At 57.0% G+C, this 23,645-nt stretch carries 20 protein-coding genes and 1 tRNA gene; 12 read left to right on the top strand and 9 right to left on the bottom strand.

Annotated elements, in window-relative coordinates:
• The 4 genes from ABSG47_RS17225 to ABSG47_RS17240 form a co-directional block, all read left to right on the top strand.
• Positions 1 to 1,182, top strand: a 1,182-nt coding sequence (locus tag ABSG47_RS17225; RefSeq protein ID WP_424170937.1) for an EamA family transporter, incomplete at its 5' end; no start/stop codon positions are given.
• 122 nt (positions 1,183 to 1,304) lie between these two features.
• Positions 1,305 to 2,165: an inositol oxygenase family protein gene (locus ABSG47_RS17230; RefSeq protein ID WP_424170938.1), complete on the top strand. Its 861-nt coding sequence runs from the start codon at positions 1,305 to 1,307 to the stop codon at positions 2,163 to 2,165.
• A 29-nt stretch (positions 2,166 to 2,194) separates the two neighbouring features.
• A complete protein-coding gene (locus ABSG47_RS17235; protein WP_424170939.1) occupies positions 2,195 to 3,040 on the top strand; it encodes an amidohydrolase family protein in 846 nt (281 codons plus the stop codon).
• A gap of 41 nt (positions 3,041 to 3,081) precedes the next feature.
• Positions 3,082 to 4,569: a family 43 glycosylhydrolase gene (locus tag ABSG47_RS17240; protein ID WP_424170940.1), complete on the top strand. Its 1,488-nt coding sequence runs from the start codon at positions 3,082 to 3,084 to the stop codon at positions 4,567 to 4,569.
• Here the strand turns inward: ABSG47_RS17240 and ABSG47_RS17245 are convergent.
• The 4 genes from ABSG47_RS17245 to ABSG47_RS17260 all read right to left on the bottom strand — a co-directional run bounded on the left by ABSG47_RS17245 (position 4,566) and on the right by ABSG47_RS17260 (position 9,536).
• Positions 4,566 to 6,626, bottom strand: coding sequence for a LamG-like jellyroll fold domain-containing protein (locus ABSG47_RS17245; RefSeq protein ID WP_424170941.1), 2,061 nt, complete (start codon positions 6,624 to 6,626; stop codon positions 4,566 to 4,568). The genes ABSG47_RS17240 and ABSG47_RS17245 overlap by 4 nt on opposite strands.
• 394 nt (positions 6,627 to 7,020) lie before the next feature.
• The gene (locus tag ABSG47_RS17250; protein WP_424170942.1) at positions 7,021 to 7,212 is read right to left on the bottom strand and encodes an MFS transporter; all 192 of its coding nucleotides are present in this window, start codon (positions 7,210 to 7,212) and stop codon (positions 7,021 to 7,023) included.
• A 40-nt stretch (positions 7,213 to 7,252) separates the two neighbouring features.
• Entirely contained in the window at positions 7,253 to 8,017 is a 765-nt protein-coding gene (locus ABSG47_RS17255) for an ABC transporter ATP-binding protein (protein WP_424170943.1), read from the bottom strand.
• Positions 8,018 to 8,171: 154 nt separating this feature from the next.
• Entirely contained in the window at positions 8,172 to 9,536 is a 1,365-nt protein-coding gene (locus tag ABSG47_RS17260; RefSeq protein WP_424170944.1) for an efflux RND transporter periplasmic adaptor subunit, read from the bottom strand.
• 303 nt (positions 9,537 to 9,839) lie between these two features.
• On the opposite strand from ABSG47_RS17260, the gene ABSG47_RS17265 reads away from it, so the two are divergent.
• The 3 genes from ABSG47_RS17265 (at position 9,840) to ABSG47_RS17275 (ending at position 13,592) form a co-directional block, all read left to right on the top strand.
• Positions 9,840 to 11,561 carry a GWxTD domain-containing protein gene (locus ABSG47_RS17265; RefSeq protein WP_424170945.1) on the top strand — a complete coding sequence of 574 codons (1,722 nt, stop codon included), beginning with the start codon at positions 9,840 to 9,842 and terminating at the stop codon, positions 11,559 to 11,561.
• A gap of 60 nt (positions 11,562 to 11,621) precedes the next feature.
• On the top strand, positions 11,622 to 13,382 hold the full coding sequence (locus tag ABSG47_RS17270) for a carboxypeptidase-like regulatory domain-containing protein (RefSeq protein WP_424170946.1): 1,761 nt from the start codon (positions 11,622 to 11,624) through the stop codon (positions 13,380 to 13,382).
• A 134-nt stretch (positions 13,383 to 13,516) separates the two neighbouring features.
• Positions 13,517 to 13,592 (top strand) — tRNA-Lys (locus tag ABSG47_RS17275).
• A gap of 62 nt (positions 13,593 to 13,654) precedes the next feature.
• Here ABSG47_RS17275 and ABSG47_RS17280 read toward each other — a convergent pair.
• Positions 13,655 to 13,780, bottom strand: coding sequence for a hypothetical protein (locus ABSG47_RS17280; RefSeq protein WP_424170947.1), 126 nt, complete (start codon positions 13,778 to 13,780; stop codon positions 13,655 to 13,657).
• A 438-nt stretch (positions 13,781 to 14,218) separates the two neighbouring features.
• Here ABSG47_RS17280 and ABSG47_RS17285 point away from each other — a divergent pair, with 438 nt between their 5' ends.
• Positions 14,219 to 15,334, top strand: coding sequence for a lactonase family protein (locus ABSG47_RS17285; protein ID WP_424170948.1), 1,116 nt, complete (start codon positions 14,219 to 14,221; stop codon positions 15,332 to 15,334).
• Positions 15,335 to 15,519: 185 nt separating this feature from the next.
• Here the strand turns inward: ABSG47_RS17285 and ABSG47_RS17290 are convergent, their stop codons facing one another.
• From ABSG47_RS17290 to ABSG47_RS17300, 3 genes are all read right to left on the bottom strand, one after another.
• A complete protein-coding gene (locus tag ABSG47_RS17290; RefSeq protein WP_424170949.1) occupies positions 15,520 to 16,407 on the bottom strand; it encodes an HvfC/BufC N-terminal domain-containing protein in 888 nt (295 codons plus the stop codon).
• Complete coding sequence (gene bufB / locus ABSG47_RS17295) at positions 16,404 to 17,276, bottom strand: MNIO family bufferin maturase (RefSeq protein WP_424170950.1); 873 nt, start codon at positions 17,274 to 17,276, stop codon at positions 16,404 to 16,406. The genes ABSG47_RS17290 and bufB overlap by 4 nt, the downstream gene beginning before the upstream one ends.
• Before the next feature lie 73 nt (positions 17,277 to 17,349).
• Positions 17,350 to 17,649 carry a hypothetical protein gene (locus tag ABSG47_RS17300; RefSeq protein ID WP_424170951.1) on the bottom strand — a complete coding sequence of 100 codons (300 nt, stop codon included), beginning with the start codon at positions 17,647 to 17,649 and terminating at the stop codon, positions 17,350 to 17,352.
• Positions 17,650 to 18,026: 377 nt separating this feature from the next.
• Here ABSG47_RS17300 and ABSG47_RS17305 point away from each other — a divergent pair, with 377 nt between their 5' ends.
• Genes ABSG47_RS17305 through ABSG47_RS17315 form a run of 3 tightly spaced genes read left to right on the top strand, consistent with a single transcriptional unit; the run spans position 18,027 to position 19,356 of the window.
• Positions 18,027 to 18,491 carry a DoxX family protein gene (locus tag ABSG47_RS17305; protein WP_424170952.1) on the top strand — a complete coding sequence of 155 codons (465 nt, stop codon included), beginning with the start codon at positions 18,027 to 18,029 and terminating at the stop codon, positions 18,489 to 18,491.
• 2 nt (positions 18,492 to 18,493) lie between these two features.
• Positions 18,494 to 19,117, top strand: a complete 624-nt coding sequence (locus tag ABSG47_RS17310; RefSeq protein ID WP_424170953.1) for a sigma-70 family RNA polymerase sigma factor — start codon at positions 18,494 to 18,496, stop codon at positions 19,115 to 19,117.
• Positions 19,108 to 19,356 (top strand): anti-sigma factor family protein, encoded by a 249-nt coding sequence (locus ABSG47_RS17315; RefSeq protein ID WP_424170954.1) that lies wholly within the window; start codon positions 19,108 to 19,110, stop codon positions 19,354 to 19,356. The genes ABSG47_RS17310 and ABSG47_RS17315 overlap by 10 nt, the downstream gene beginning before the upstream one ends.
• A 4-nt stretch (positions 19,357 to 19,360) precedes the next feature.
• On the opposite strand, the gene ABSG47_RS17320 is transcribed toward ABSG47_RS17315, so the two are convergent.
• Positions 19,361 to 19,798 (bottom strand): hypothetical protein, encoded by a 438-nt coding sequence (locus ABSG47_RS17320; RefSeq protein ID WP_424170955.1) that lies wholly within the window; start codon positions 19,796 to 19,798, stop codon positions 19,361 to 19,363.
• A gap of 355 nt (positions 19,799 to 20,153) precedes the next feature.
• On the opposite strand from ABSG47_RS17320, the gene ABSG47_RS17325 reads away from it, so the two are divergent.
• Positions 20,154 to 23,528, top strand: coding sequence for a WD40/YVTN/BNR-like repeat-containing protein (locus tag ABSG47_RS17325; protein ID WP_424170956.1), 3,375 nt, complete (start codon positions 20,154 to 20,156; stop codon positions 23,526 to 23,528).
• Positions 23,529 to 23,645 lie beyond the last annotated feature (117 nt).

Genomic DNA, 23,645 nt, shown 5'->3' on the forward strand with positions numbered 1-23,645 from the left:
ACAAAACTCGTCACAATTGGCCTTTCGCCGTTTGCCATATCTCTCTGCATGGTGACAGGCGTATTTGTCGCGCGCTGGACCTTTCCCACGCTGCTCAAAGGCACCGGCTACATCTTCAGCGACTTAAGCCGCAGGCGACATCTCATTGTCTGGGCACTGCTGGCCGGAGCCCTCTGGGCCGTCGCAAATACTCTTACCGTGATTGCCATCCGCGACGTGGGTCTCTCTGTTGCTTTTCCTCTCTGGAATGCCAATGCACTGGTAGGCATTATCTGGGGCCGTGTCTTTTTCGGCGAGCTCAAGGGCGCTGGATTAAGCACACGCATTCGTGTTATTTCCGGAGCCTTGGCCATTGTGTTCTCCGCAGTGCTGCTCGGTTTCAGCAGCATGCACCATCCTTCGATCACGGGCGGTCACGCGGGCCGCGGAATCCTTGCAGCGCTCGGAGCATGTGTTCTGTGGGGAACAATGTACATCCCTTATCGCAAGGCATACATAAGCGGCCTGAATCCGCTTTCATTTGTCACAGCCTTTACCTTTGGCGAGCTTGCAACTGTTGCTGCGCTTGCAGTAACTCTGGGCGGCGGCGTGCATGCACTGTCCGTAGAGCTGCACGGTGCGCGGCATCTTCTTTTCTGGCTTTTTCTCGGCGGATTTGTCTGGGTGGTCGGCGACCTCTTCCAGCAATTCGCCGCCAAATATCTTGGTATTGGCCGCGGTATTCCGCTCACCAGCACCAACCAAATATGGGGCCTGGCATGGGCAGCGCTTGTCTTCAATGAGCTGCGGCACGCCACTCATAGCCAGATGTTCCTTGTCATCGGCGGCTCTCTGGGCATGATTCTCGGAGCAATCCTGCTTGGCTCCGCAGTGGCTTCCGCACGGGAAAACACCTCGCGGAATGAAGCGATCTTGCGCGAATGCACGCGATACAACCTGGATTACCTTGAAACTCTCCGCGTTATGAGCGGCAAGCCGCATGAGCACCCTGACGCAAGCAGACGCTGGCTCGATCTGGTGATCATGCTCGCCGCCATCGCGTTTTTCGTGTACTTTGCACGTACGGCGGCCATTCCGGCAATCGCAATGAATCGTTTGTGGCTTATCATTTTAAGTGTGATCCTGCTTGCCATCCTGGTTGTTGGAACATGGCGGCTGCGGCGCGATACAAATTTCAGCTGACGGAATCACGCTGCCGTTCAATCAACACCATTCGGTCTAAGAACCGCATCAAAGAAAGTGCTGGAAAATCGACGGGAAAACGCTATCGTTACCGGTAACAACACAACTTAAGAAGGAGACGTATGGCAACCGCAAACACACAGGATGCTCCACTTGGCGCCGATATGGAGCAGTGGGACGAATTCCTCAAGGGGCGCTATAAGCAAGGCAAGTCCAAAGAGGAGTTTCGCCAGTACGACGCGCAGGCAAACCCGGGCGTCGCCCACTTTTATTTACAGAACCATGAAAATCAAAGCTTCGATTATGTGATTGCCAAGGAAAAAGAGTACTTTGCTCTGAACAAAGGGCAAAAGACCATCTGGGAGGCAGCGGAGTTTCTCAACACGCTGGTGGATGACAGCGACCCGGATACCGATTTGACGCAGATCGAACATCTCCTGCAAACCTCAGAAGCTATCCGTGCCGACGGTCATCCCCGCTGGTTCGTGTTGACTGGTTTCGTGCATGATCTGGGCAAGGTACTTTGCCTCTGGGGCGAGCCGCAATGGAGCGTTGTAGGCGACACGTTTCCCGTGGGCTGCGCCTTTTCGGAGGACATCGTCTTTCCGGAATACTTCAAGAACAACCCGGACCTTCATCATCCGGTCTACTCAACCAGGTATGGCATCTACGAGCCAAATTGCGGCCTGGACAATGTCCACATGTCCTTCGGTCATGACGGCTATATTTACGAGGCGATGAAGAACTACCTTCCGAAGGAAGCGCTCTACATGCTTCGTTATCACTCCTTCTATCCCGCGCACAAACATGGCGCTTACGGTTATCTGATGAATGAACAGGACCGTGAAATGTTTCGCTGGGTGAACGAGTTCAACAAGTATGATCTCTACTCCAAAGGGCACACCAAGCCGAACCTGAAAGAACTCAAACCCTATTACGACGAACTGTTCGCCGAATTCTTTCCGGCAACGATCGCCTGGTAAACATAAAACGAGCCCGGCTAATTCCAAATATGCACTACCCCTCAGCTAGTTGGATCGATTCTCACCATCATCTCTGGCACTACTCGGCGTCGGAGTACCCGTGGATGTCGGCGCAAATGCAGGTGCTCCAGCGTGACTTCAGTATTCATGACCTCGCCATCGAAGCAAATGCAGTCGGCGTAGTCGGCACTGTCGCAGTGCAGGCGCGCCAGTCGGTCGAAGAGACAGAGTGGCTGCTGTCGCTCGCAAAAAATTTGCCTTTGGTGAAAGGCGTCGTTGGCTGGGCGCCTCTCATCGATGCGAATGTCACCGCATGGCTCGATCAATGGAGAAATAATTCGCTGCTGAAAGGAGTGCGCCACGTTCTGCACGATGAAGCGGACGACGAATATATGCTGCGCCCGGACTTCAATGCCGGGATTCGCGCGCTCGACTCCTACGGATTATGCTACGACTTGCTCATCTTTGAGCGGCATCTGCCTCAAACCATCTCGTTTGTCGATAGGCACCCAAATCAGATATTTATCCTTGACCATATTGCCAAACCGCGCATCGGCGAAGGCATTTTTGAGCCGTGGAAAACAAACATTGCCCTTCTCGCCGAGCGTCCTCATGTTTACTGCAAGTTGTCGGGTATGGCGACAGAAGCTGCCTGGAATAACTGGAGTTCTGAACAGCTCAAACCATATTTCGATCATGTTTTGGAAGTTTTCGAGCCTTCGCGAATCATGTTTGGCTCTGACTGGCCCGTTCTCAATCTTGCAGGCAGCTATGTCGCCTGGGTGCAAATCGTCGATCAGTGGCTCTCAGAACTGAGCGAGACTGAAGCGAATGCAATTCGCAGAGACACCGCTATCCGCGTTTACCGGCTTTAATTATGGCTGGCCGTAGCAAGCGATTCCTACAGGAGATTGATATGAAGCGATATGCGTTACCTGGGCTCATTGTAGCTGTAATTGCTGGCTTATTTGCGCTTCCTGTTGCTGGGCAAAAACTTGTAACTCCTGGTTACCTCTTCAACTCCGACCCAACCTGCCGCGAGATGAATGGAGAATTTTATCTCTTCACCACGCAGGACCCGTTCACAGTAAATTTTGAAATTCCTAACGCCTTCTACAAAGGGATGTACGCTTATCACGCCCTTACCACCACCGACTTTGACAACTGGGTCGATCATGGTTCAATCCTGACCGGCCGGGATGTGAGTTGGAATGGCGGGGATGCTTTGTGGGATGGCGATGCGGGCATACCGGGAGCATCCGGCTATTACGCTTACGCGCCTTTCCGCATCAATTCCGCGAGCGAAAACAACTACGGCACCTATGACATCGGTGCTTTTACCGCAGTCAACCCATTTGGCCCATACAAGGATGTTTACAACGCACCCATGAAAATGGCCGACGGCAAACCATTGGAAGGCCTAAGCCCGTCTGTTGTCCGCGATGAAAATGGATCGGCTTATCTTATATGGGGTTCGGGCGATACTGCGAAACACGAAGTCATGCTGGCCAGACTAAAGCCAGACATGACGCAGCTTGCCGAAGCTCCACGGAGGCTGGAAGTTCCCGCAACCGACTCGTGCGGCAATCTTGAATACTTTGAGAGCCCGGTTCTCTTCCATTCCGGCAATATCTGGTACCTGACCTGGGTAGCTTATAAAGACGACAAGGGGCCGCACTGCGATGCCAATGGCTCCTACGTAAATTATGCGATGTCCAGCAGTGTCTTCGGGCCATTCAATGGACCTGTTCATCACCTCGTCTATCCTGCCGGCAATGGTGAAGAGTCTGTGCAGCAAGGCATCTGCTCCTATCGTGGACATACGTATCTGGCCTATCACGTTCCTTACGAAAATGTCGTCGGAGAAAACGACCATCATCGTCAGGTAGCCGTTACAGAGCTCGCTGTGCTGTCTGATGGAACATTGGCTCCTGTCTATCCGAGCCGCGACAAGGGAGCTGGCACACCCGGCGTTACCCATTTAATACTGGACGCTTTTGCGCCGCGTCGCGAGGCTGCGGAGTTCCACCTGCGAGTGAATGCGGAAGGCGAGCCTGGCCTGCATGGTGAATATCAGATGAAGATGGGAGATGGAGGCTATTTACAGTTTCATCAGGTAGATTTCGGCTCCGGCGCCTCGCGGTTTCGCGTTGAAGTCAGTTCGGAAAATAAGTCCTTGAGCAATGGAAAACTTGAAGTCCATCTCGATAATCCATCCGGCCCCTTGATTGCCGCTATCGACATCATCCCAACCGGAGGACGCACATCGTATCGCATCCTTACGGGGCCCGTTGCTGACAATGCAAAAGGCGTGCATGACCTTTGCCTGGTTGCCCGCGGGCAATCCACTACTATGCAGCGCCGGCTGTTCAACATCACATGGTTCGCTTTTGATCGGCGTTAGGGCCTTTCGATCTTAATCTCTACCGCGTTCTCTGCCACAATGGGCAGATAAACGACCAGCCGCCTGCCGTTCAAATCTTCTACCACTCCCTGGCGTGCTGTCCCTTCGCTTTTGGCGCCGCGTATCACAGTGACTCTCGCTTCGCCTGTCCATCCCGTTACCACAAACGCTGGATGATAGATCGGATGATCCGCACTGCCTTCCAGCGTCAGCCGCAGAGGCATAGGCAGATTCGCCGGGATAAGATAAGCGCGTTGCGCCGCATCGTAGTCATATACAACTCCATCCTGCGCACGCAATTGCGCTGGACTACGCCACGACTTCGCCAACGGCACAAGCTGCCCGGCGGGTAGAGTTGTCAAACCGGTCAATAAAAGTTTCGTGAGCGTTGTATCTGTCTTTTGATACGCGGGCCAATACAAATGGGAAACCGACGTATGCCCTGCGCGATCTGCTGCCAGCGCAGGTCTGCCGCTGGACGGAATTTGCGCCACGGGCCAGTGATTCCACCATTCAAAGCTCGATATAGAAGCTTCTCCGTTATACGCATCGGACGAAACGCTATCTCCCCAAACTACCTCAAACGGTTTCCACTCCGATTTAAGATTTACCCGCTGAATGACTGCATCTTTGGGTTCAGGAAAGCTGGATGGCCCCTTCGGCATTTGCAGCCCTGCCGCGCTTTTCTGCTGCCATGCATAAGCCTTCGTTTCACCGCGTAGATTTGCAAAGGTCAGCGCATCAAAGTTCAGGCAATCTTCCGGCGTCTTTCCTGGAGGAATAATGACAATGGATTCCTGAAACTCAGTCTTTTCACGTTCAACTGCTGTGCTCCAGAGGACGGATTTACGCACTGCGGTATGGTCCGGATAGATCGTCCAATACTCATCCGCCCAATCGCCCCACGCAGTCGGCGTAGACGCATCGCCAATCGCATACTGCTCAACCTCTGAGAGCGCATAGCGCCAATGCACCACTGTGCGTGCCGGTGTGCTCTCAAGAATGCGCACGTGAGAATAGCGCGACTGCTTATCCGACATAGGCTCGCAATCCTCACCGTAAGGACAACGCGGATGCCCGAAGATCTCCATAAACTCATCGGTATACCAGTTGTTATTCTCCGTAACCCACGCCGGAACGTAGTTTGTCCCTTGCCAAAAGATGAGTTGTACTGGCGAGTCGTCAAAGCGCACTACAACATCGGAGTCGGGAGCCGTGCGTCGTGACTGATCCCATAACGGATCAAAACGCAACGTTGTATAAAATGCGCCAAAGCTTCCCGGACCATCTTTCCACCGGGGCAGCTCCGGCCACGGAGCCGGCTGCAGCAGATCCGGCGCTGCGGAATGCAGCAGGCTCAGCACTGCCGCATCCGATAAAGGAGAGCGGTAGATTGTGAGATCGCTTAAAGCGCCTTCAATCGAGAACTCCACAGGTAAGTCCGGATGAATTCGATTCGCCGGCCCCGGTAACAATGCAGTTCGCACATGCCCAATGAGCAAGTCATTCGCGGAGATCGCCTTGTCCTGCGCTTCCGCAGATGGTTCACCAGTGACTGCCAAAATGGATGAACCATCGATCGCAAAATCCGCCTTTCCATTGACGATTCCAAGCGTAACCAGGGTCCACTTGCGAAGCGGGACCGCCTTCACGGAAACCGCTTCGCTGCCGACATCTGCTTTCACCACCAGGTGGCCCGTCGCATCCACCCCGAAGAAAAACGATCCGTTAGACGTTCGCTGATCGAGAATCGGAGCCCGATTCCAGGGATATGCATTCAGCTCAATCCATACCGAAATGCCCAGCTCTCGCGGATGATCGAGTATTGCCAAAGGTGAGCCGGAAATTGCCGCTGTATAGCCATCCATTTGCAGGGCATCCGCCACCGGTCCTTTGGCGGCGTACACGTTTCCCTTCACCTTTGCATGGCTTCCGCCCACCTGTTCTGTGATTGCCCCATTTTCTACATGAAAATTCCATCTGGCCACTATCGGATTGTCTCGTTGACCCTGCGCTGCAAGAGAATGATTACCGGCCAGCAGCAGAAGCGCCGTCACCGCAAGATGCAGCCCGCGCCGATTGACACGCGCGCAACAAGTCCATAAACTCCTCATTCCCATAGGTTGAACCAATAGACTGCCCGCGGAGACTTGTCAAGCATGTTCTACGTCCTGCGTTCTCATGGCCTCCGCCGACTCGCCGCTCTCATGATTCTGATGCACTCCACCGCTGCGCCAATTGTCGCGCAGCTCTACCTCTCTGCGCACAGCGTTCCATCGCGTACATCTTGCTCATGGAGAGGAGCAGATGCAGCCGGCAACTCGTACATCGCCGGAGCCATTTTTCCGCCTTGCAATGAGCTTCTTGCCACTGACATCTTCTACGCAAGGGATATCAATCGCAAGGAAGAATCGGATCGCCGGCAGCAGTCTCTAATCCTGTGTGAAATTGCTAAGCTTTGTTACTCGGATTCTCTGTAAGCAGCGGCGGCTCGGCGTTGTCAGATGCGCCCCAAAGTGCCGCTGTGCAAACGGCCATGAAGGTTGCGCGTACCTCAGTCGGGAAGATTTCCGAGAGCACAACCCATGTAACCGGAGCCAGCGTCATTGCGTACGTGGCGATTGCCACAACCACCGCAATCATCAACAGTAATTCAGGATAACCAGCGCATTTTGCTTGTCCCTTATCCCTGGCTGCTCTGGAACCTCTTGCTTGGGGTATCGGAGAAGAGCTGTCCGTCGCGGATCATGACGACGCGGTGGGCGTAGTCGGCGATGTCCGGCTCGTGGGTGACGAGGACGATGGTGTTGCCTCTGGCGTGGAGCGCATCGAAGAGGCCCATGATCTCGACGCCGGTCTTGGAGTCGAGGTTGCCGGTCGGCTCGTCGGCCAGGATGATGGACGGATGGTTGACGAGCGCGCGGGCGATGGCGACGCGCTGACGCTGGCCGCCGGAGAGCTCGTTTGGCTTGTGCATCATGCGATCTTCAAGATTGACGCTGGCGAGGGAGGCTTTGGCGCGCTCGATGCGCTCGGCGGCGGGGGTGCCGTTGTAGATGAGCGGCAGCTCGACATTGTGCAGCGAAGTGGCGCGGGCCAGCAGGTTGAAGGTCTGGAAGACGAAGCCGATTTCCTTGTTGCGGATGCGCGCGAGCTGGTCGTCGTCAAGATCGCTGACGAGCTGGTTGTTGAGCCAGTACTTGCCCTGCGAAGGCGTGTCCAGGCAGCCGATGAGGTTCATCAGCGTGGATTTGCCGGAGCCGGAGGGACCCATGATGGCCACGTATTCATTGTGGCGGATGCGGAGGTTGAGGCCGCGGAGGGCGTGCACCTGCTGCTCTGAGCCCATGTCGTAGGTGCGCCAGAGGTTTTCGACGACAATGACGTCGCCCGTTGGCGGAGCTGCCTGCTGTGTGCTTTCTTCGGTTCCGACGCTGTCGAGAGCCATGTTCATTTCTTCCTCAGTGCATAGGTGACAGGTTGAAGGTGAGAGTAAAAAATCGCATCCAGCTCTTAGTTGTCATCCTCTGTCGACTGACACCTGTTATCTGTCACCTGTATTAAGACGTACGCAGATCAAACCGGCTTCGTTCCTCTTCCACTTACGTGGTCGAGGAAGGTATCGGCGCGGGCTTCTCGGTATCGCGCTTGATGAGCGCGTTCTCTTTCAGGGCACGCAGTGTCTTGAAGGGACCGACGACGATCTCCTGGCCATCCGTGAGACCGGAGAGCACTTCAATCTGCGTGGCGCCGGTGATGCCGGTGGTGACGGTGACGAAGTGTACACGGAGATTGCCGGACTTGTCCTTATCGACAACATAAACACCCTGCGGTTCAGGAGCGCCTGCAGGCTTGGTGGCGGCCTGTACATTGCCGGATGCCGGGGTCTCGACCGTCTTGATGGTGAGCGCCTGGATGGGCAGCGCTAGAACGCCGGACTTGTGTGCCGTTGTGATCTTGGCCGTGGTAGAGAGGCCGGGGCGCAGGGAATCGTCCGGCTGATCGAGCGTGACGACGACCTTGAAGTCCTTGGCTTCTTCCGTGCCGGAGGTGGATTGCGATGTGGCAATGCCGGTGGAGCGCAGCAAAGCCTGGTCGCCGACGAGAGTGACGTGGCCTTTGAATACCCTGCCCGGCAGGGCGTCCACGGTGACATCCACAGGCTGGCCCATCTGGACATTGACGATGTCGGTTTCGTCCACCTTGACCTCAGCGGTAACGACGCTCATGTCGGCGATGGTCATGAAGGTCGAGCCCTGGGTGTTCTGGATGCCTTCGACCACGGTTTCGCCTTCGCGGACGGGTTGATTGGTGACGATGCCGTCAAAGGGCGCAATGGCATTCGTCAGGTCCAGCATGTTCTTGTTGGCCTGCAGTGTGGCCACTTGTGTGCCCAGATGGCCGCGTGCCGAGTCGGTCTGCGCCTTGGCCTGATTGAGCTGCGCGATATTCTGATCGAGCGTGGCGACATCGGTGTCGTAGGCGGCCTTTTTGGCGTCGAAGTCCTGCTTGGCCATGATGCCGGCCTTGTAGAGACCCTGGGCGCGATCCCAGTCGAGCTTTTTCTGCTCGAGGTCGGCCTTGGCGTGCTCGATATTGGCTTCGGCAGTCTTTTCGGCGGCGATGTAGCTGTTAATGTCCGTCTTGGCGGCATCGATGGCTGCCTGTTGGCCAGTGACCTGGGCCGTCTGCTGTACGTTCTCCACGGTGGCCACAAGCTGACCCTTCTTCACGTGGTCGCCTTCCTTCACGTAAAGGTGCGTGATGCGGCCCATGGCCGTGGCGCCGAGAACGACGAAGGTTTTGGGCTTGATCTGGCCGGTGCCGCTGACCACTGTGGTCAATTCCTGACGGGCGATCTTGGCCGTAAGCACTTTGGTATAGCCGGATTGTTGCTTGATGACGTAAAAGGTGACTGCGCCGGCGACCGCAAGCAGAATGAGGGCAATCAAAAGAATCTTCTTCATGTGCGACTTTTACTCCCGAGGGGGTACCGTTCCAGTGTACGCAAAAACTTCGTTTGAAGTTCCTCGAATTGCCGAAAAGTGTTATGTTCCGGCGCAATGGAGCCTATATCGCGGGGAATAAGGGGGGCTGATTCAGCCCTGATTGATGACTTTCCTGCGCTCGGAGAGTCGAATCGCTAAGATTTGTCCGTGTTAAAGAGGGGGCAAGGCGGGAAACATGCTCCGGGAATATCTTGCCGTCGCTGCTTCCGGACCGTAGAATATGGCAATCAGCATCGGGGATTCAGGAGTTCTTTGAGAGTTATGACGTACAGCCGCAGTTCCTTGTTTGCCACCGCAGTACTGTGCGGTTTGTTTGCCGTTCCCGCTGCCAGGGTGGCAGCACAGCAGTCTACTCCCGCGCCGAGCGCCGGAACAGCGGCGCAAGACGATCAGGACCCCCTGAAGCGCAAGCGCAGCGACAAGGAAACACTCGACGCGCGCAAAGAATACCGGCAGGAGTTGAAGGGCGCATACAAGAGCTGGCTGGAACAGGATGTCTCCTACATCATTACGGACGAGGAGCGGAGGGCTTTCAAGAGCCTCTCGAACGATGAGGAGCGCGAGTCGTTCATCGAGAATTTCTGGCTGCGGCGCAATCCCAATCCCGATTCTCCTGAGAATGAGTTCCGCGATGAGCACTATCGCCGCATTCAATATGCAAACGACCACTTTGCGGCGGGCAAGCCGGGATGGAAGACGGATCGCGGTCATATTTATATCGCCTTTGGTGCGCCGGACTCGAAAGAATCACATCCTTCCGGCGGCGCGTACCAGCGTCCGATTGAAGAAGGCGGCGGCCAGACCTCGACCTTCCCCTTTGAGACATGGCATTACCGTTATCTTGAGGGCATCGGCGACAACATCGATATCGAGTTTGTAGATACCTGCCAGTGCGGCGACTATCACTTCACCATTGATCGCAGCGAAAAGGACGCGCTGCTGCGCGTGCCGGGCGCGGGCCTGACCCAGTCGGAAGAGATGGGCATGTCAAAGAAGGCTGACCGCTTCAAAGGCGGCGGCGAGTCGCTTGGTCTGGGACCGCAAGCGAGCGGGCAGAATACCAAGGAGTTTGACCGCATCGAACTGGCTGCGAAGCTCTTTGCGCCGCCGCCGATCAAATTCACGGACCTGGAAGGATTCATCTCCGAGCACACGATTCTGACCGGGCCGCCGCTGCCGTTCGATGTGCGTACGGATTTTGTCCGGGTGACGGAGAGCACCGTACTGGTGCCCGTGACGGTACAGCTCAGGAACCGTGATTTGACCTTTGTGACCAAGGATGGCGTTTCGAGTGCCAGCGTCAACATTCTCGGCAAGGTGACTACGCTGACGCACAAGACGGTGCAGTCCTTCGAGTCTACGGTCTCTGTGCAGGAGCCGGCCGAGCTGCTGGAGAAGGCACTGGACAGCAAGAATATCTACTGGCAGGCGCTGCCGCTTCTTCCCGGCCTCTATCGCATCGACATTGCCATCAAGGACGTGAACAATCCGGATCACGTGGGCCTCTACGGACGCGGCATCAATGTGCCGACATTCGACGATGAGAAGCTTTCCACCTCATCGCTGATTCTCTCCGATAATCTGACGCCCGTTGACTCGCACTCGGTGGGCACAGGCACGTGTGTCATTGGCGACATCAAGATATGCCCGCGCGTGCAGACCACCCCGACCACGCCGGTGAGCTACAAGCGAAACCAGAATCTGGCTTTCTGGATGCAGGTGTACAACCTGGGCATTGACGAGCAGAGCAAGAGCAATCTGGCCAAGGTGACCTATCAGATCACGGATTCGACTACGAATAGCGTCATCTTTGAGAAAGAGATGGAATCCAAGGAGCTAGGCTCTCACAGCAGCCAGTTGACCGTGGAGAAGTTGCTCCCGATCGCAGGCCTTCAGCCGGGCAAGTACAAGGTAACCATCAAGGTCAACGACACAATCTCGAAACAAGAGATTGCGCAATCGGCTCCCTTTGTCGTGGAATAGTGAACACTCCCCCGCAAACCCGGTAAACCGGCTTCAGACCGGAATCCCGTGCGGAGGAAAATGCAGTTGAGCTTGTACTTCGGATTTGCCAGAGATGCCGCGCAGTCACAGATGCCAAGAGTGATAGTACGCACGCTCCATCTCGCGTTGTTTCTTATGCTGGCCGGTCTGGCCGCGGCTTCGGTCGAAGCCGGCGCACAGTCGTCAGTATCGGGAATGGTGCGCGACTCGGCGGGAGTGCCGCAAATCGGCGCCCAGGTGCAGTTGATAAAGTCCGATCTGACGGTAGCGGCGAACGTATATACGAACAGCAAGGGACATTTTGTATTTGCTTCTGTGCTGCCCGGCTCCTACGCCGTGAAGGCTATCGCGAGCACCTTTCTGCCATCGCTGCGCGAAAATGTTCGTGTCCGCTCGGCGACAGTTGTCAATCTTACTCTGAATACTCTCTATGAAGTGATGCAGTGGCTCCCGGCGCAGCCGCGCAGTGCGAGCACGCAAAAGGACGATTGGGCGTGGACGCTGCGCTCGGCGGCAAACCGTCCGCTGCTGCGCTGTCTGGAAGATGGTCCGCTGGTGGTGGTTTCCGAAGGGCCTAATTCGCAGCCCAGGCTGAAGGCGCGTTTAGTTGCCAGCGGGCAACAGGGCACATTTGGCGAAGACGGCCAGCGGATCACGATGGAGATAGAAGATACGCCATCAACCAGCCGTGAGCTGCTGGCGCGCGTGGACTTCGATCCCACGACCAATGCCGGCATGGAGTCAATGCTTGGCTTCCGGCAGGATCTTGGATTTGCCGGATCGGTTGAGTCGGTAGCCGCGGTTGCAATGCATCCGGAGATTGAGGACGCCGGCGGTAATGGAGCGGGGTCGGGGCTGGAAGAGGTTGCGGTTCGGACAACGGAGCGGATGCAGTTCGGCGATGCGGCTGAGGCGGAAGTTGGCACGCAGCAGGTGATGGCGCGCTTTGCACAGAACAGCCCGAACACGATCCTGTCTGAGATGCCGTTTGCCACGGTAGGCTGGCGGACGGGCAACAACGAAATTCACTACCGGATGGCGACAGCCGTGCCGGCTCCGGGAATGGATGCTTCAGGAACCGCGGGCGTGCTGCCTGCACTGGAAATGGCGAATGGAAAGCTCGTTGTGGAGCGCGGCACGCACCAGGAGATTGGCTGGGAGCGCCGCACGGATGCTTCCGGCGTGCAGATTCTGGTGTATGCCGATTCGATCGGCAATCCGATGCTGGAAGCCAGCGCGCGCCCGGCGGGTGGAATGGATTTTGCCGGACAGGCGCTTATGGATCCGGCCAGCGGCTTGATACGAACCGCGGGAGAAGGATTCTCCACGGCGGGCGTGGTGGCCAGCGTGGAGCATCGGCTGCCCGGCGGCAACTCCGTGCGATTGAGCTATGCCAATGGCGATGCGCTTGTGATTTCCGGCGCGCGCGGAGCCATGTCACTGAGTGCGCTGGCGGGCGCGGCCAGGCCGCGGCGGACGCAGATGTATTCGCTCTCGCTTTCGGGAACAATTGAGGGCACTGGAACTCGCTGGCGCGCCAGTTATCGCTGGCAGCCGGAGGAGACGCTGACGCGGGTGTCGCCCTATGCGCTCGATGCCGCCGAGCCGTTCATGAATTTGCATCTGCGGCAGCCCCTATGCCGCGTGCGCGGAGAGCGCGCGCACAGCATTGATGCGATAGTGGACGCGCGCAATCTGCTGGCGCAGGGATACAGGTCATTTGTGCTCAATGATGGATCGCTGCTGATCTTTGCCCAGGAGCAGCGCAGCATGAGCGCGGGGCTCGGGTTTACCTTCTAAATCGCTTCACGCGCGCTTTGGGACCAATGCAACTCTGTGCTATATTCATTGAGGTGGCTGAAGCATTTTTGCTGCTCTGAGCGCGTCTTTCCGGACCGAATCTGAGTGCGCAAAAGCCCGATTCCAATCCTCCCGGACGCGTAGCTCAACTGGCAGAGCATTCGGCTCTTAACCGACAGGTTGTAGGTTCGATTCCTACCGCGTCCACCAGATAACAAAAAACTTGGTAGATTCGGTCGAATCGGCCAACTCCACAGAACCCCACCTTAAGGTTAAGCAACCGTTTTCACCATCTCCACAACACGCGAGTTAGCCTGCCGCTCCGCTCGCAAAGTTGCGTTGCCATGCTCGTTCATCGTCGTTACAACATTGCTGTGGCGCACGAGCTTTTGCTGCACACCAAGCTGCACACCAATTGGATCACCAGTCTCGTCCAGTAGTGAACGATACGTGAGTCCGAATGTGTGCCAGTCTAAGTTAAAGACGCCGATACTCTCGCCCGCTCTTGCAAAACCATCCAGGTCTTCCGATCCTTGACCGCACTCGCCTGTCCTTGGCTCAGACTCAAGCTATATGTGGATACACCCCAGGGCTCAGGATGATTTTGCCTCCGCGGCATCATGACGTGCATGTCTTGACACCATTTTTCTGCATATCAAAGTGGCCGGAAAACTGCGCCATTACTTTTTCGGCATTCCATGCGCAAGCCTGTAACCTTTCCTGCCTTGGCCTCTCCAATACCTGCGCACAAAGCGGATATTGCTTCAGAGCTGCCTTCGCAGACAGCGTCAGTGCCTTTTTTGCGCGCAAATTCTCGCCCTTCCAAGGAGTAGCAAATGTTGAAAGCAATTCGCAGCCTATCGACGATCGCGATTGGATGTTTGTTTCCAGCCATGATCGTCAGCGCGCAAACCAGAGGACTAGAAACATTCTTTGTCATGTCGAATAATGCCGACAAAAACCAGGTAACTGAATTCGTTCATACCTCCGATGGAACAGTTATCGCAAAGGAAGCCTTCGATACGCGAGGCAGAGGCACTGGTGGAGTGAACGATCCTCTTGAAGCGCAGGGCTCGCTGACCTTGAGCGCAGACCACTCGCTCCTGTTTGCCGCGAACGCGGGAAGCGGCGATATCACTATCTTTCAGGTGATTGAGGGACGGCTGATTTTCCTGGATAAGCAACCCTCCGGCGGCAGCAATCCCGTTGCTGTTGCTCAAACGCAGAATCGTCTGTACGTCCTCAACCAGGGCGGCGCGGGCAGTGTCGTCGGCTTCCAGATGGGCTACGATGGGCGTCTGTCTCCCATTGCTGACTCCACCACATTTCTCTCTGCCAATGCGGCCGGCGGATCGTCGATTTCGATCAGCCCCGACGGCCAGACCCTCGCCGTGGTGGAGCGTCTCAACGACAATATCGATACGTTCCACATTAATCCGAACGGTACGTTGGGCCCCATTGTTGTCAATCACAGCGCTGGGGTTGGAGCCTTCTCAGGCAGGTTCGCTCCCGATGGAAAGCTGATTGTTTCTGAGACGGGTTCCAGCATTTCCGCAATCTCTTCCTACACGGTGAACTCCAATGGAACGCTTTCCGCGGTCACGCAGAGCTTGACGACCAACGGCGAAGCCAACTGCTGGAATGCCATCGCTCCGAACGGCGCCTTTGTCTATGCATCGAATGCCGGCAGCTCGAACATCTCCGGATTTTCGATCGGCAAGAGCGGCGCCTTGACCGCGCTCAACTCGTCCTCTATCGTCGCAGACAATCCGGAGGGCGCCACCAACCTCGACATCACGACCAGCGGCGATGGCAAGTTCTTCTACTCGCTCAACGCGATGGTCGGAACCGTGGGTGTCTTTGCCATCCAGCCCAACGGAACGCTATCGGAAGTGGAAGAGATCCCAGGCTTCACCGCGGCGGTGGGCTTCAACGGCATCGCAGCTCTGTAATTTGCAATCGGGCTCAGGCCCGTTGCCGCCCACGCCGGTGATTCCTTTGCCTGCGTGGGCGATTTTTTTCAACGAGCCTCTGCCTTGAGGCTTCTATAGTGCATAGGTTCCACGGTACCAACTAGCGCCCAGAAGCCTGATAGCCCTGACCTCGGTCGCGCCCTCGGAGTCGATACGAAGGCGTTCTAGCTCTGCAACTCAAGAGCGCGGCAGAACCAGCCGAGTTGCGCGGCATGAGTGAAATACTCCTGGACCTTCATTGCCAGATGCGCTTCGGCAAAGTCGCTGCCGGAGAAGGCGATCTCAATAGCATCCGAGATGGAAGAGCCATTGCGCAGAGCTGAAAGCATTCGGTACGCCTCGCATTCGACACGACGGTAGTAAACCTGATCGTCGAAGCGATGCACCGCCAGGAAAATTGGGGTGCGGCGCATGGGGGGCAGCGGTATCCTGTTCCGCTGCTTTTTCGCCATTGCGGCGTTACTGACAATGTCTGTCTCAGGCGCGGCTCTATGCACAGCCATCACCAGTTCATCCACGGGGTATCTAAGTTCGAGCAACTGAATATGCGGCTGTAACGCAATCCTCGCATCGGGGCCGAGTTCTTGAATATCTTCCGCACCGAGCGGAGCAATTTTCTTGCGATCGTAAGCCTCCACATAGGCCCATTCAAGCCTGGCAATATCAATCGCAAGAAGATGGCGCTTGCCTGTGAACTCCGGATGTCTGGTCAGCCACTCCGGCAGTTTGCTACTAAGATCGCGCAATGTCCATGACGTAGATGGGTTCTCGCGGATATAGGCCGGCACCAGGGAATTGAAGCGTTTTGCGCCCAGCATGGCATTCAGTGCCGGGAAATCGTCGGATACAGCATCGATCAGGCGAAACCAGTATTGGCGGTTGTAAATCTCCAACCGCTCAAAGGATGTCAACAGAGCATTTGGAGCGATGTAACTGGCGGCCAGCTCCTTCGTGGATGCTCCGCTTTCCGTTTCTTGTTGCATTTCAAAGTCGGGTGTCAGCGGACGGCGCACGTCTTCAGCCATTCGCCGCTGTATCTCCAGGAGATTCATGCGAAAGCTTTCTCCTCAATCTCTGCATATCGCGACGGTTCGCCCTTCAGGTAGCAATTTGCCTTCAGAGCTTCGTTGTGGACTTCATCGAATGATGGAATATTGTCATCCCATTCGAGCAATGTTGCTGTAGGCCCAATGCGCTCAATAGCCCTGGCATACATATTCCATACCGGATCAAGCACGGGATGATCGTGCGTATCCAAAGTGTACTTTTCGAACTTTGAGTGGCCTGCGATGTGGATCTGAGCAACCCGGTCAACCACAATACTGTTTACGTATTCCATCGGATCGAAGCCGTGATTCTGCGACGAGACATAGATGTTATTTACGTCGAGAAGAATGCCGCAGTCTGCCGCATGCACCACCTCGTTCAGGAACTCCCACTCGGTCATCTGCGACTCGTGAAACTCCGCATAGCTGCTGACATTTTCAACAGCAATCGGGATCTCCAGATAATCCTGCACCTGGCGAATGCGTTCTGCGGTTATGCGTGCCGCTTCGAATGTATAAGGCAGGGGCAGCAAGTCGTGGGTATACCGTCCATCGACGCTTCCCCAGCACAGGTGATCGGAGAGCCACGGTGTCCTGGTTCGCTTTGTCAGCTCCTTGAGCCGTTTCAGGTGATCGCGGTTCAGTTGCTGCGCGCTGCCAAAATACATGGATACGCCATGCTGCACAACGCGATATTGATCGAGAATCTGATCGAGCATCTTGAGAGGACGGCCGCCGTCGACCATATAGTTTTCCGAGATGATCTCGAACCAATCCACAACAGGCTTCTTCGACAAGATATGGTCGTAATGCGGTACCCGCAGGCCGATGCCGACGCCATAATCGGTGTATCCGTTGAATCGATTGGCAGGCATGTGAACTCCGCTCCGAGTGTACAGATAGTGAGCAGGAGGCTTGAAACCTGCCAAGCCTCCTGCTCAGATGTGGCTAGGCCTTGGGAGGCTTGGAACCGTCGGTCGCGCAAGCGCCCTTGCCCTTGCAGGAGTTCTTTCCGGCATGCTTCGCATCGCCGCCGCCCTGTCCCTTACAGTCGTTCTTGCCCTTGCAGGAGTGCTTGGGCGGGGCCGGCGTATCCTGCCCGGCCAGGACACCGGCGCTTGCGGACGTATTCGCAGTCGCGTCCGAGTGGCCGGAAACCGGCTGAGCGTTGAGGCGGGCCGTAGTACCGCCAAGCAGGCCCGCGAATGCCGCGGCCAGAGCGAGAGAACTTATTGAGGTGGTCTTCATCGGAGTTCCTTTCTTAGTTAGGCCAGGCATTGCGCTCTGGGTGTTGTAGTCGAGGAAGTCGTGGCGATGGTACGAAAGAAGACCCCCACGGAGATCCAGAAGAACGGTTTTGCGTTTCCCGTACTGCTCATTGGAGGCTCAGGGCAGGAAATGGTTACACCCGCCTGAACGATTCCGATGCGGATGAAGCGCCGGCACACCTGGGGAGCAATTCACCGCAGTACGATGAAGTGCGGCCCCGATGAGCTGTCAGATTATACTCCCAGGGATGTTCGGATTGCCCGTAACCAAATCTCGCGCGTCGGCTCTAATGAACAAGGTCGGCAGTCGCCCATAATGGAATGCATTATGAGCGGACTCCCGCGAAGAGGTTATTCATGAGTATGCTGGTTCGTTTCTATCTTCGATTTGCTGAGGCCGCCTCTACGCTGCGATCCCCTATGTTGCTGGCCGTGCGTCTCTACTGGGGATTTCAGTTTGCCCAGACAGGCTGGGGCAAGCTTCACAACCTGCCGAAGATCGTGGCATTTTTCGCGAGCCTGAACATCCCATTTCCTGGGCTCAACGCGCACTTTATCGCTGGTCTCGAATTTATAGGCGGCATCCTTTTGATGCTCGGCCTTGGTTCTCGTATCATCGGGTTTCTTCTTGCCGGCAACATGCTCGTGGCCTACTGGACTGCCGATCACGAAGCGCTGACTTCCATTGTTTCCGATCCAGGCAAGTTCTATGCAGCCGATCCATATACGTTTCTGTTCGCATCCTTGATGATTCTGATATTTGGCCCCGGTTACTTCGCAATGGATAGGCTCATCGCAAAACGGTTGAAAGAAACGGCGTAAGGATGACGAAACAGAACGAGAACGAGGCCGCGATGATTGCGTCGATTCTGGCGGGAGACACTCGTTTGTATCACGACCTCATCCGTCAGCATGAGCGGAGTGTCTACATGATGGCGCTCTCCTTTGTGAAGAACGAGGCCGACGCGGAGGATATCGCACAAGAGGCCTTCCTGAAGGCCTTTCGTAACCTATCCACATTCAGGGCGGAATCCAAATTCAGCACCTGGCTCATCAGCATTACACTCAACGAAGCAAGAAGCCGGCTTCGGCGACAGGCGATCGTTCGCATGGAATCACTTGACGAGCCTCCCGAGGAGGGAGGAGTTATATCTCCGGCTTTGCTCCGGGATTGGCGCGAAATTCCTTCGGAAGCTGTGGAGAGGCAGGAGATTTGTCTGATGCTTCGGGAAGCGGTTATCGGCCTCCCCCCAATTTACCGCCAGATCTTTCAGTTGCGCGATGTTGAAGAACTCAGCGTCCAGGAAACCGCGGAAGCGCTCGGCATCAGTGTCCCGTCTGTTAAGGTGCGGCTTCATCGCGCACGCATGATGTTGCAGAAGCAACTTAGCCCGCTCTTGAAGAGTGTCAAACCAGGCCCAAAGAGGAGGTGGCTCCCATGGTTATAGAGTGCAAACACGTTTGGGGTTACATCTCCGACTATCTGGATGCCGCATTGCCGGAGGATATCCGGCTGGATGTTCAAAAGCATCTCGAACACTGCGAGATATGCTCTGCCATTCTGGACTCCACTCGCAACATCATCATCCTCACCGCGGATGAACGCGTGTTTGAGTTGCCGGCTGGCTTCAGCGAACGCCTGCATGCGCGTATTGACCTGGAATTGGGAGAAAACGAAGGAGACTAGCGTGCTACAAATATGAGCCGTGTAAGACATGGTGCGAGAGCATCTCGGCTGCAACCAGCAGGAGAGTCAGAATAGAGAGCGCGATTTGAATCGTCTCCGACCGGCGTTGTTTGGCAGTGACCGGCTGTGCTCTCCATTGTGATGCCGGTCGCGCTCGCAGGGACCGTATCCTCCATACGACATAAAGATTGAGAACAGACCCAAGGACGGCGATAACCATCATCGGAATGCGGATTTTGTCGGCATGAATGGATAATATAAATCCGGGAATGAAAGAAGCAGCCGCCAGCGAACCCAGCCCGATCAGCAATCGAAGGCCGCTGACCGCCATCACTGCGGAACATGCGCTCTGCAACAAGATAAAGAGGAAGCTCGTTAGACCGATAAGCCAGGAACCCTGCCGCTGTCCTTTTGGTGTAGGTACTCCGATGTGCTCTGTCACGATATGCCTATCCTCATTGTGAGAGTTTATCTGCCGTGCGGTAGACGCGCCAACATGCAGTGAGGTTACAGCCAAAGATCGCCGGATCGGCGATGAAAGCTTATCACGGAACTATCTCATGCCAACCTTTGGCCGTCCCGCAATTGGCTTCAGATGTTGAGAGGTCCATCGGGATCGAACCGATACCTCTTCCATGCCAGGAAGTACCCAATGCCTGTCCTGATTAAAGGATAAGGCTTATGAGCCATCCTGACCGGCAAAACCGGCACGGTGCGCGCACTGTGCGTTTCCGCCAGTGGTCCTATATACTGCGCGAATAACGCACGCCCATTTTCTTCCAAAGGCAGATTCCATCATGAAGCAGCTTTCTTCGGCAACGAGTCGAGGTGTGTTTTTCCTTTGTCTTCTCTTCGTTGCATGGACCGGCTTCGCGCAGGTTGATCCTGCGCTCTACTCGGGACTCAAGTGGCGCAACGTCGGCCCCTTTCATGGCGGACGCATCTCGGCCGTCGCTGGCGTCATCGGACAGCCCGGCGTCTTTTATTTCGGCGCGCCGATCGGCGGTATCTGGAAGACCACCAGCGCGGGCGTGACCTGGTTCCCGGTCTTTGACTCCGAGACAAGCGCCGATAGCATTGGCGCTCTGGCCGTTGCGCCCACGAATCCGGATGTCCTATACGCCGGCACGGGCGACCCGATTCAGGGGCCCCAGGGCAACGGCATCTGGAAATCCACCGACGCGGGCAAGACCTGGAAGCACATTGGCCTCGAAGAGACGGTCAAGATCTCTGGCATCATCATCGATCCGAAGGACGAGAACCTGGTGCTGGTCTCCGCGATCGGCGATGCCAGGCACAGCGGCGGCGGCATCTACCGCTCCACCGACGGCGGCGCAAGTTGGACGCGCGTCCTGCAGCCGGATGGCTATGATGGCGTGCGTGACCTGCAGTCGGCCTTTGACGCGCCGGACGTGATGCTGGCCGCAACGCAGGGCTCGGGCGCGGCGATTGGAGGCGGCGCTCGCCCAGGGGGCGCTACCGTAAAGCCCGCGCTGCTCTTCAAGTCCACCGACGAAGGCAAGACCTGGACCGAGGTCAAGATTCCGCGCTACGAAGGCCGCATCTCGGCCGCGGTGGCAATGCAGACCAGGGGCCAGCGCTTCTATATTGTCGGCAACAACATCGACAACGGCTCCGGGCTCTACCGCTCCGACGACGGCGGCGCAACTTGGCGGCACATGGCGGGCAAAGACACCCGCGTCAGCAACGGCCAGGGAGCCTACTCGAGCGGCGTCTGGGTGGACTCGCAGAATCCGGATATTCTCTATACCGTCAGCACCGCCATGTATCAGTCCAGGGATGGCGGCGAGACCTTTGAGGCCTACAAGGGCGCACCCGGCGGAGAGGACTACCACAAGCTCTGGGTTGATCCGACGAGCGGCAATCGGATGATCGTCGGCACCGACCAGGGTGCAAGCGTCACCCTGGACGGCGGCAAGACATGGAGCCTCTGGTACACGCAGCCGATCGCGCAGGTCTACCATGTGGCAACGGACAGCCAGTATCCCTACCACATCATGGCGGCGCAGCAGGACACGGGCGCGGTTCTCATCAGCAGCCGCGGCAACTGGGGTCAGGTGAACTTCACTGACTGGAGCCCGGTGCCTTCCTCCGAGTTCGGCATCGTGCGCTCGGATCCGAAGGATCCCAACATCATCTACGGCGTGGGTTACGGCGCGGGCGGAGGCGGCGGAGGCCTGGTAAAGATTGATATGCGAACCGGCCAGTGGCAGAACGTCGCTCCGAACTTCGGCTCCGAGGCGACGAAGTACACCGCCGGCCGCGACTTCCAGAAGAAGTTCGATACGGAGTTCGATCCCGGCGCGCTCTACGTCGCCTACCAGTGTCTCCTGGTGACCAGCGACGGGGCTCGTACCTGGACGGTGGCCAGTCCCGACCTGACAACGCCGAAGGGTGCGCCCGCCTTGGCCTGCGGCGCGCGCAGCACCGCCATCGACAACACGCCAGGGCCCCGCTCCACGCCTCCGGTCGTCAGACCGCCCGGGGCCCCGCCTTCGATCAGCGATTTTTCGATCTCGCGCGTCAAGAAGGGCGTCTGGTGGTCGGCGAGCAGCAACGGACAGATTTACATGACCGCGGATCACGGTAAGACGTGGACGAATGTTACGAATATCGCCGACATTCCCGAGCATACGAACCTCCATACCATCGAGACGGGCAGCAACGCGAACACGGCGTTCGTAGCCGGACGAATCGGCCTCACGCGCGGTGAGGCGCTGCCGCCAAATCTCGACACGAATGTGCCGCTGATCTGGCGCACCACCGACGGCGGCAAGACATGGACGAGCATTGTGAACGGCCTGCCGAAGGACGAGCGCACCGGAAGCTGGGTCAATAGCATTCGTGTCGATCCCGTGCAGCCGGGGTTGCTCTTTGCTGGCACTGAGACCACCGTCTACGTCAGCTTCGACAACGGCGATCACTGGCAGAGCCTGCGCCAGAACCTGCCAAGCACTTCCATCCGCGACCTTACGGTCCATACCGAGAGCGACCTTAACGATCTCGTGATTGGAACCTACGGGCGTGGCTTCTGGGTGCTCGACGACATCGCTCCGCTGCGCGAGATTGCTGCCAGGGCGAAGGAAGTCGGCTCGTCCTCGGCTTACCTTTACCCGCCGGCCGTCGCGATACGCGCCCGCAGGAACAGCAACTGGGACCAGCCAATCTCGATCGAGGTACCGCACGTGCCGAACGTGCCCTACGGCGCAACGCTCGACTACTACCTGAGCCGCCAGCCGAGCGGGCCCATCAAGCTTGAGGTCTTCGACGCCAAAGGCAATCCGGTTCGGACGATTACGAGCGAGCTGCCGCCGAAGATTGAGGGCGCGCTCTACCCCGATTACTGGCTTGCCACGCCCGAGTCGCGGGCGCTCGGCATGCACGTCGGCCTGAACCGCGTGTACTGGGACCTGCTCTACGACGATCCGCCCTCCTTCCGGCACGACCTCGAAAACCAGATGAACAATGTGGAGGGGACAACGACGCCGGGGCCGCACGGGCCGCAGGTGATCCCGGGCTCCTACACGCTGAAGCTCACCGTCGATGGGCAGACCTATGCGCAGACGCTGAAGGTGGCCAATGATCCGCGCGTTGGCGAGAGCCGCGAGATCCTTGCCGGGCTTGAGGCGCAGAACAAGCTGAATCTGCTCTCGGCCAAAGGCATGGAGCAGAGCTACGCCGGCCATGAGGAAGCCTCGGCGGTGCGCGATCAGATTGCCGCGCTTCTCAAAGGCTCTGTGCCGGACGACGTTGCCACGCAGGCCAAGGCGCTCGATGCCAGCCTGGCGAAGATCGGCGGCGTGGTTCAGACCGGCTTCGGCGGCGGCGGCGGTGGCCCACGTCGCGGCGCACCGGAAGCAGGCGCGCTGCAACCCTTCACCGAACTCAACAACTCCTTCAGCGTGCTTGTCAGCATGGTGCAGGTTGGCATCGACATGGCTCCCACGCCCGCACAGACAGCAACCTGGGAGAGCAACTGCTCGGACTACAACAAGACGGTTGCCGCCTGGAAGGACGCGCAGAAGCAGGTCGCGGACCTGAACGCAGCGCTCGAGAAAAGCAGCCTTCCCGCGATCAAAGTCGATCCGTCGAAGGTGACGGAGGCGGCGTGCAGCCTGGGCGCCGCTCCGGCAAAGAAGGTCCGCAAGTAACGCGGCGGTTGTTGATTAAGCGCCTCGGGATCTCACGATCCAGGGGCGCTTCGTTTTTGTCGATTCATTGCCTTCGGAACGAGAACATGGCAACTGCGAATCCGGTATAGCTTGCTC

The organism is Occallatibacter sp. (genome assembly GCF_049510455.1).
In the GTDB taxonomy this organism is placed as follows: domain Bacteria; phylum Acidobacteriota; class Terriglobia; order Terriglobales; family Acidobacteriaceae; genus Telmatobacter.

Bases quoted from the DNA above. Each gene is read 5' to 3' on its own strand.
- ABSG47_RS17305 (WP_424170952.1), top strand. From the start codon at position 18,027: ATGAGTATGCTGGTTCGTTTCTATCTTCGATTTGCTGAGGCCGCCTCT.
- bufB (WP_424170950.1), bottom strand. From the start codon at position 17,276: ATGCCTGCCAATCGATTCAACGGATACACCGATTATGGCGTCGGCATC.
- ABSG47_RS17235 (WP_424170939.1), top strand. From the start codon at position 2,195: ATGCACTACCCCTCAGCTAGTTGGATCGATTCTCACCATCATCTCTGG.
- ABSG47_RS17290 (WP_424170949.1), bottom strand. From the start codon at position 16,407: ATGAATCTCCTGGAGATACAGCGGCGAATGGCTGAAGACGTGCGCCGT.
- ABSG47_RS17270 (WP_424170946.1), top strand. From the start codon at position 11,622: ATGCAGTTGAGCTTGTACTTCGGATTTGCCAGAGATGCCGCGCAGTCA.
- ABSG47_RS17285 (WP_424170948.1), top strand. From the start codon at position 14,219: ATGTTGAAAGCAATTCGCAGCCTATCGACGATCGCGATTGGATGTTTG.
- ABSG47_RS17310 (WP_424170953.1), top strand. From the start codon at position 18,494: ATGACGAAACAGAACGAGAACGAGGCCGCGATGATTGCGTCGATTCTG.
- ABSG47_RS17255 (WP_424170943.1), bottom strand. From the start codon at position 8,017: ATGGCTCTCGACAGCGTCGGAACCGAAGAAAGCACACAGCAGGCAGCT.
- ABSG47_RS17250 (WP_424170942.1), bottom strand. From the start codon at position 7,212: ATGATTGCGGTGGTTGTGGCAATCGCCACGTACGCAATGACGCTGGCT.
- ABSG47_RS17230 (WP_424170938.1), top strand. From the start codon at position 1,305: ATGGCAACCGCAAACACACAGGATGCTCCACTTGGCGCCGATATGGAG.
- ABSG47_RS17315 (WP_424170954.1), top strand. From the start codon at position 19,108: ATGGTTATAGAGTGCAAACACGTTTGGGGTTACATCTCCGACTATCTG.
- ABSG47_RS17265 (WP_424170945.1), top strand. From the start codon at position 9,840: ATGACGTACAGCCGCAGTTCCTTGTTTGCCACCGCAGTACTGTGCGGT.
- ABSG47_RS17300 (WP_424170951.1), bottom strand. From the start codon at position 17,649: ATGAAGACCACCTCAATAAGTTCTCTCGCTCTGGCCGCGGCATTCGCG.
- ABSG47_RS17325 (WP_424170956.1), top strand. From the start codon at position 20,154: ATGAAGCAGCTTTCTTCGGCAACGAGTCGAGGTGTGTTTTTCCTTTGT.
- ABSG47_RS17260 (WP_424170944.1), bottom strand. From the start codon at position 9,536: ATGAAGAAGATTCTTTTGATTGCCCTCATTCTGCTTGCGGTCGCCGGC.
- ABSG47_RS17240 (WP_424170940.1), top strand. From the start codon at position 3,082: ATGAAGCGATATGCGTTACCTGGGCTCATTGTAGCTGTAATTGCTGGC.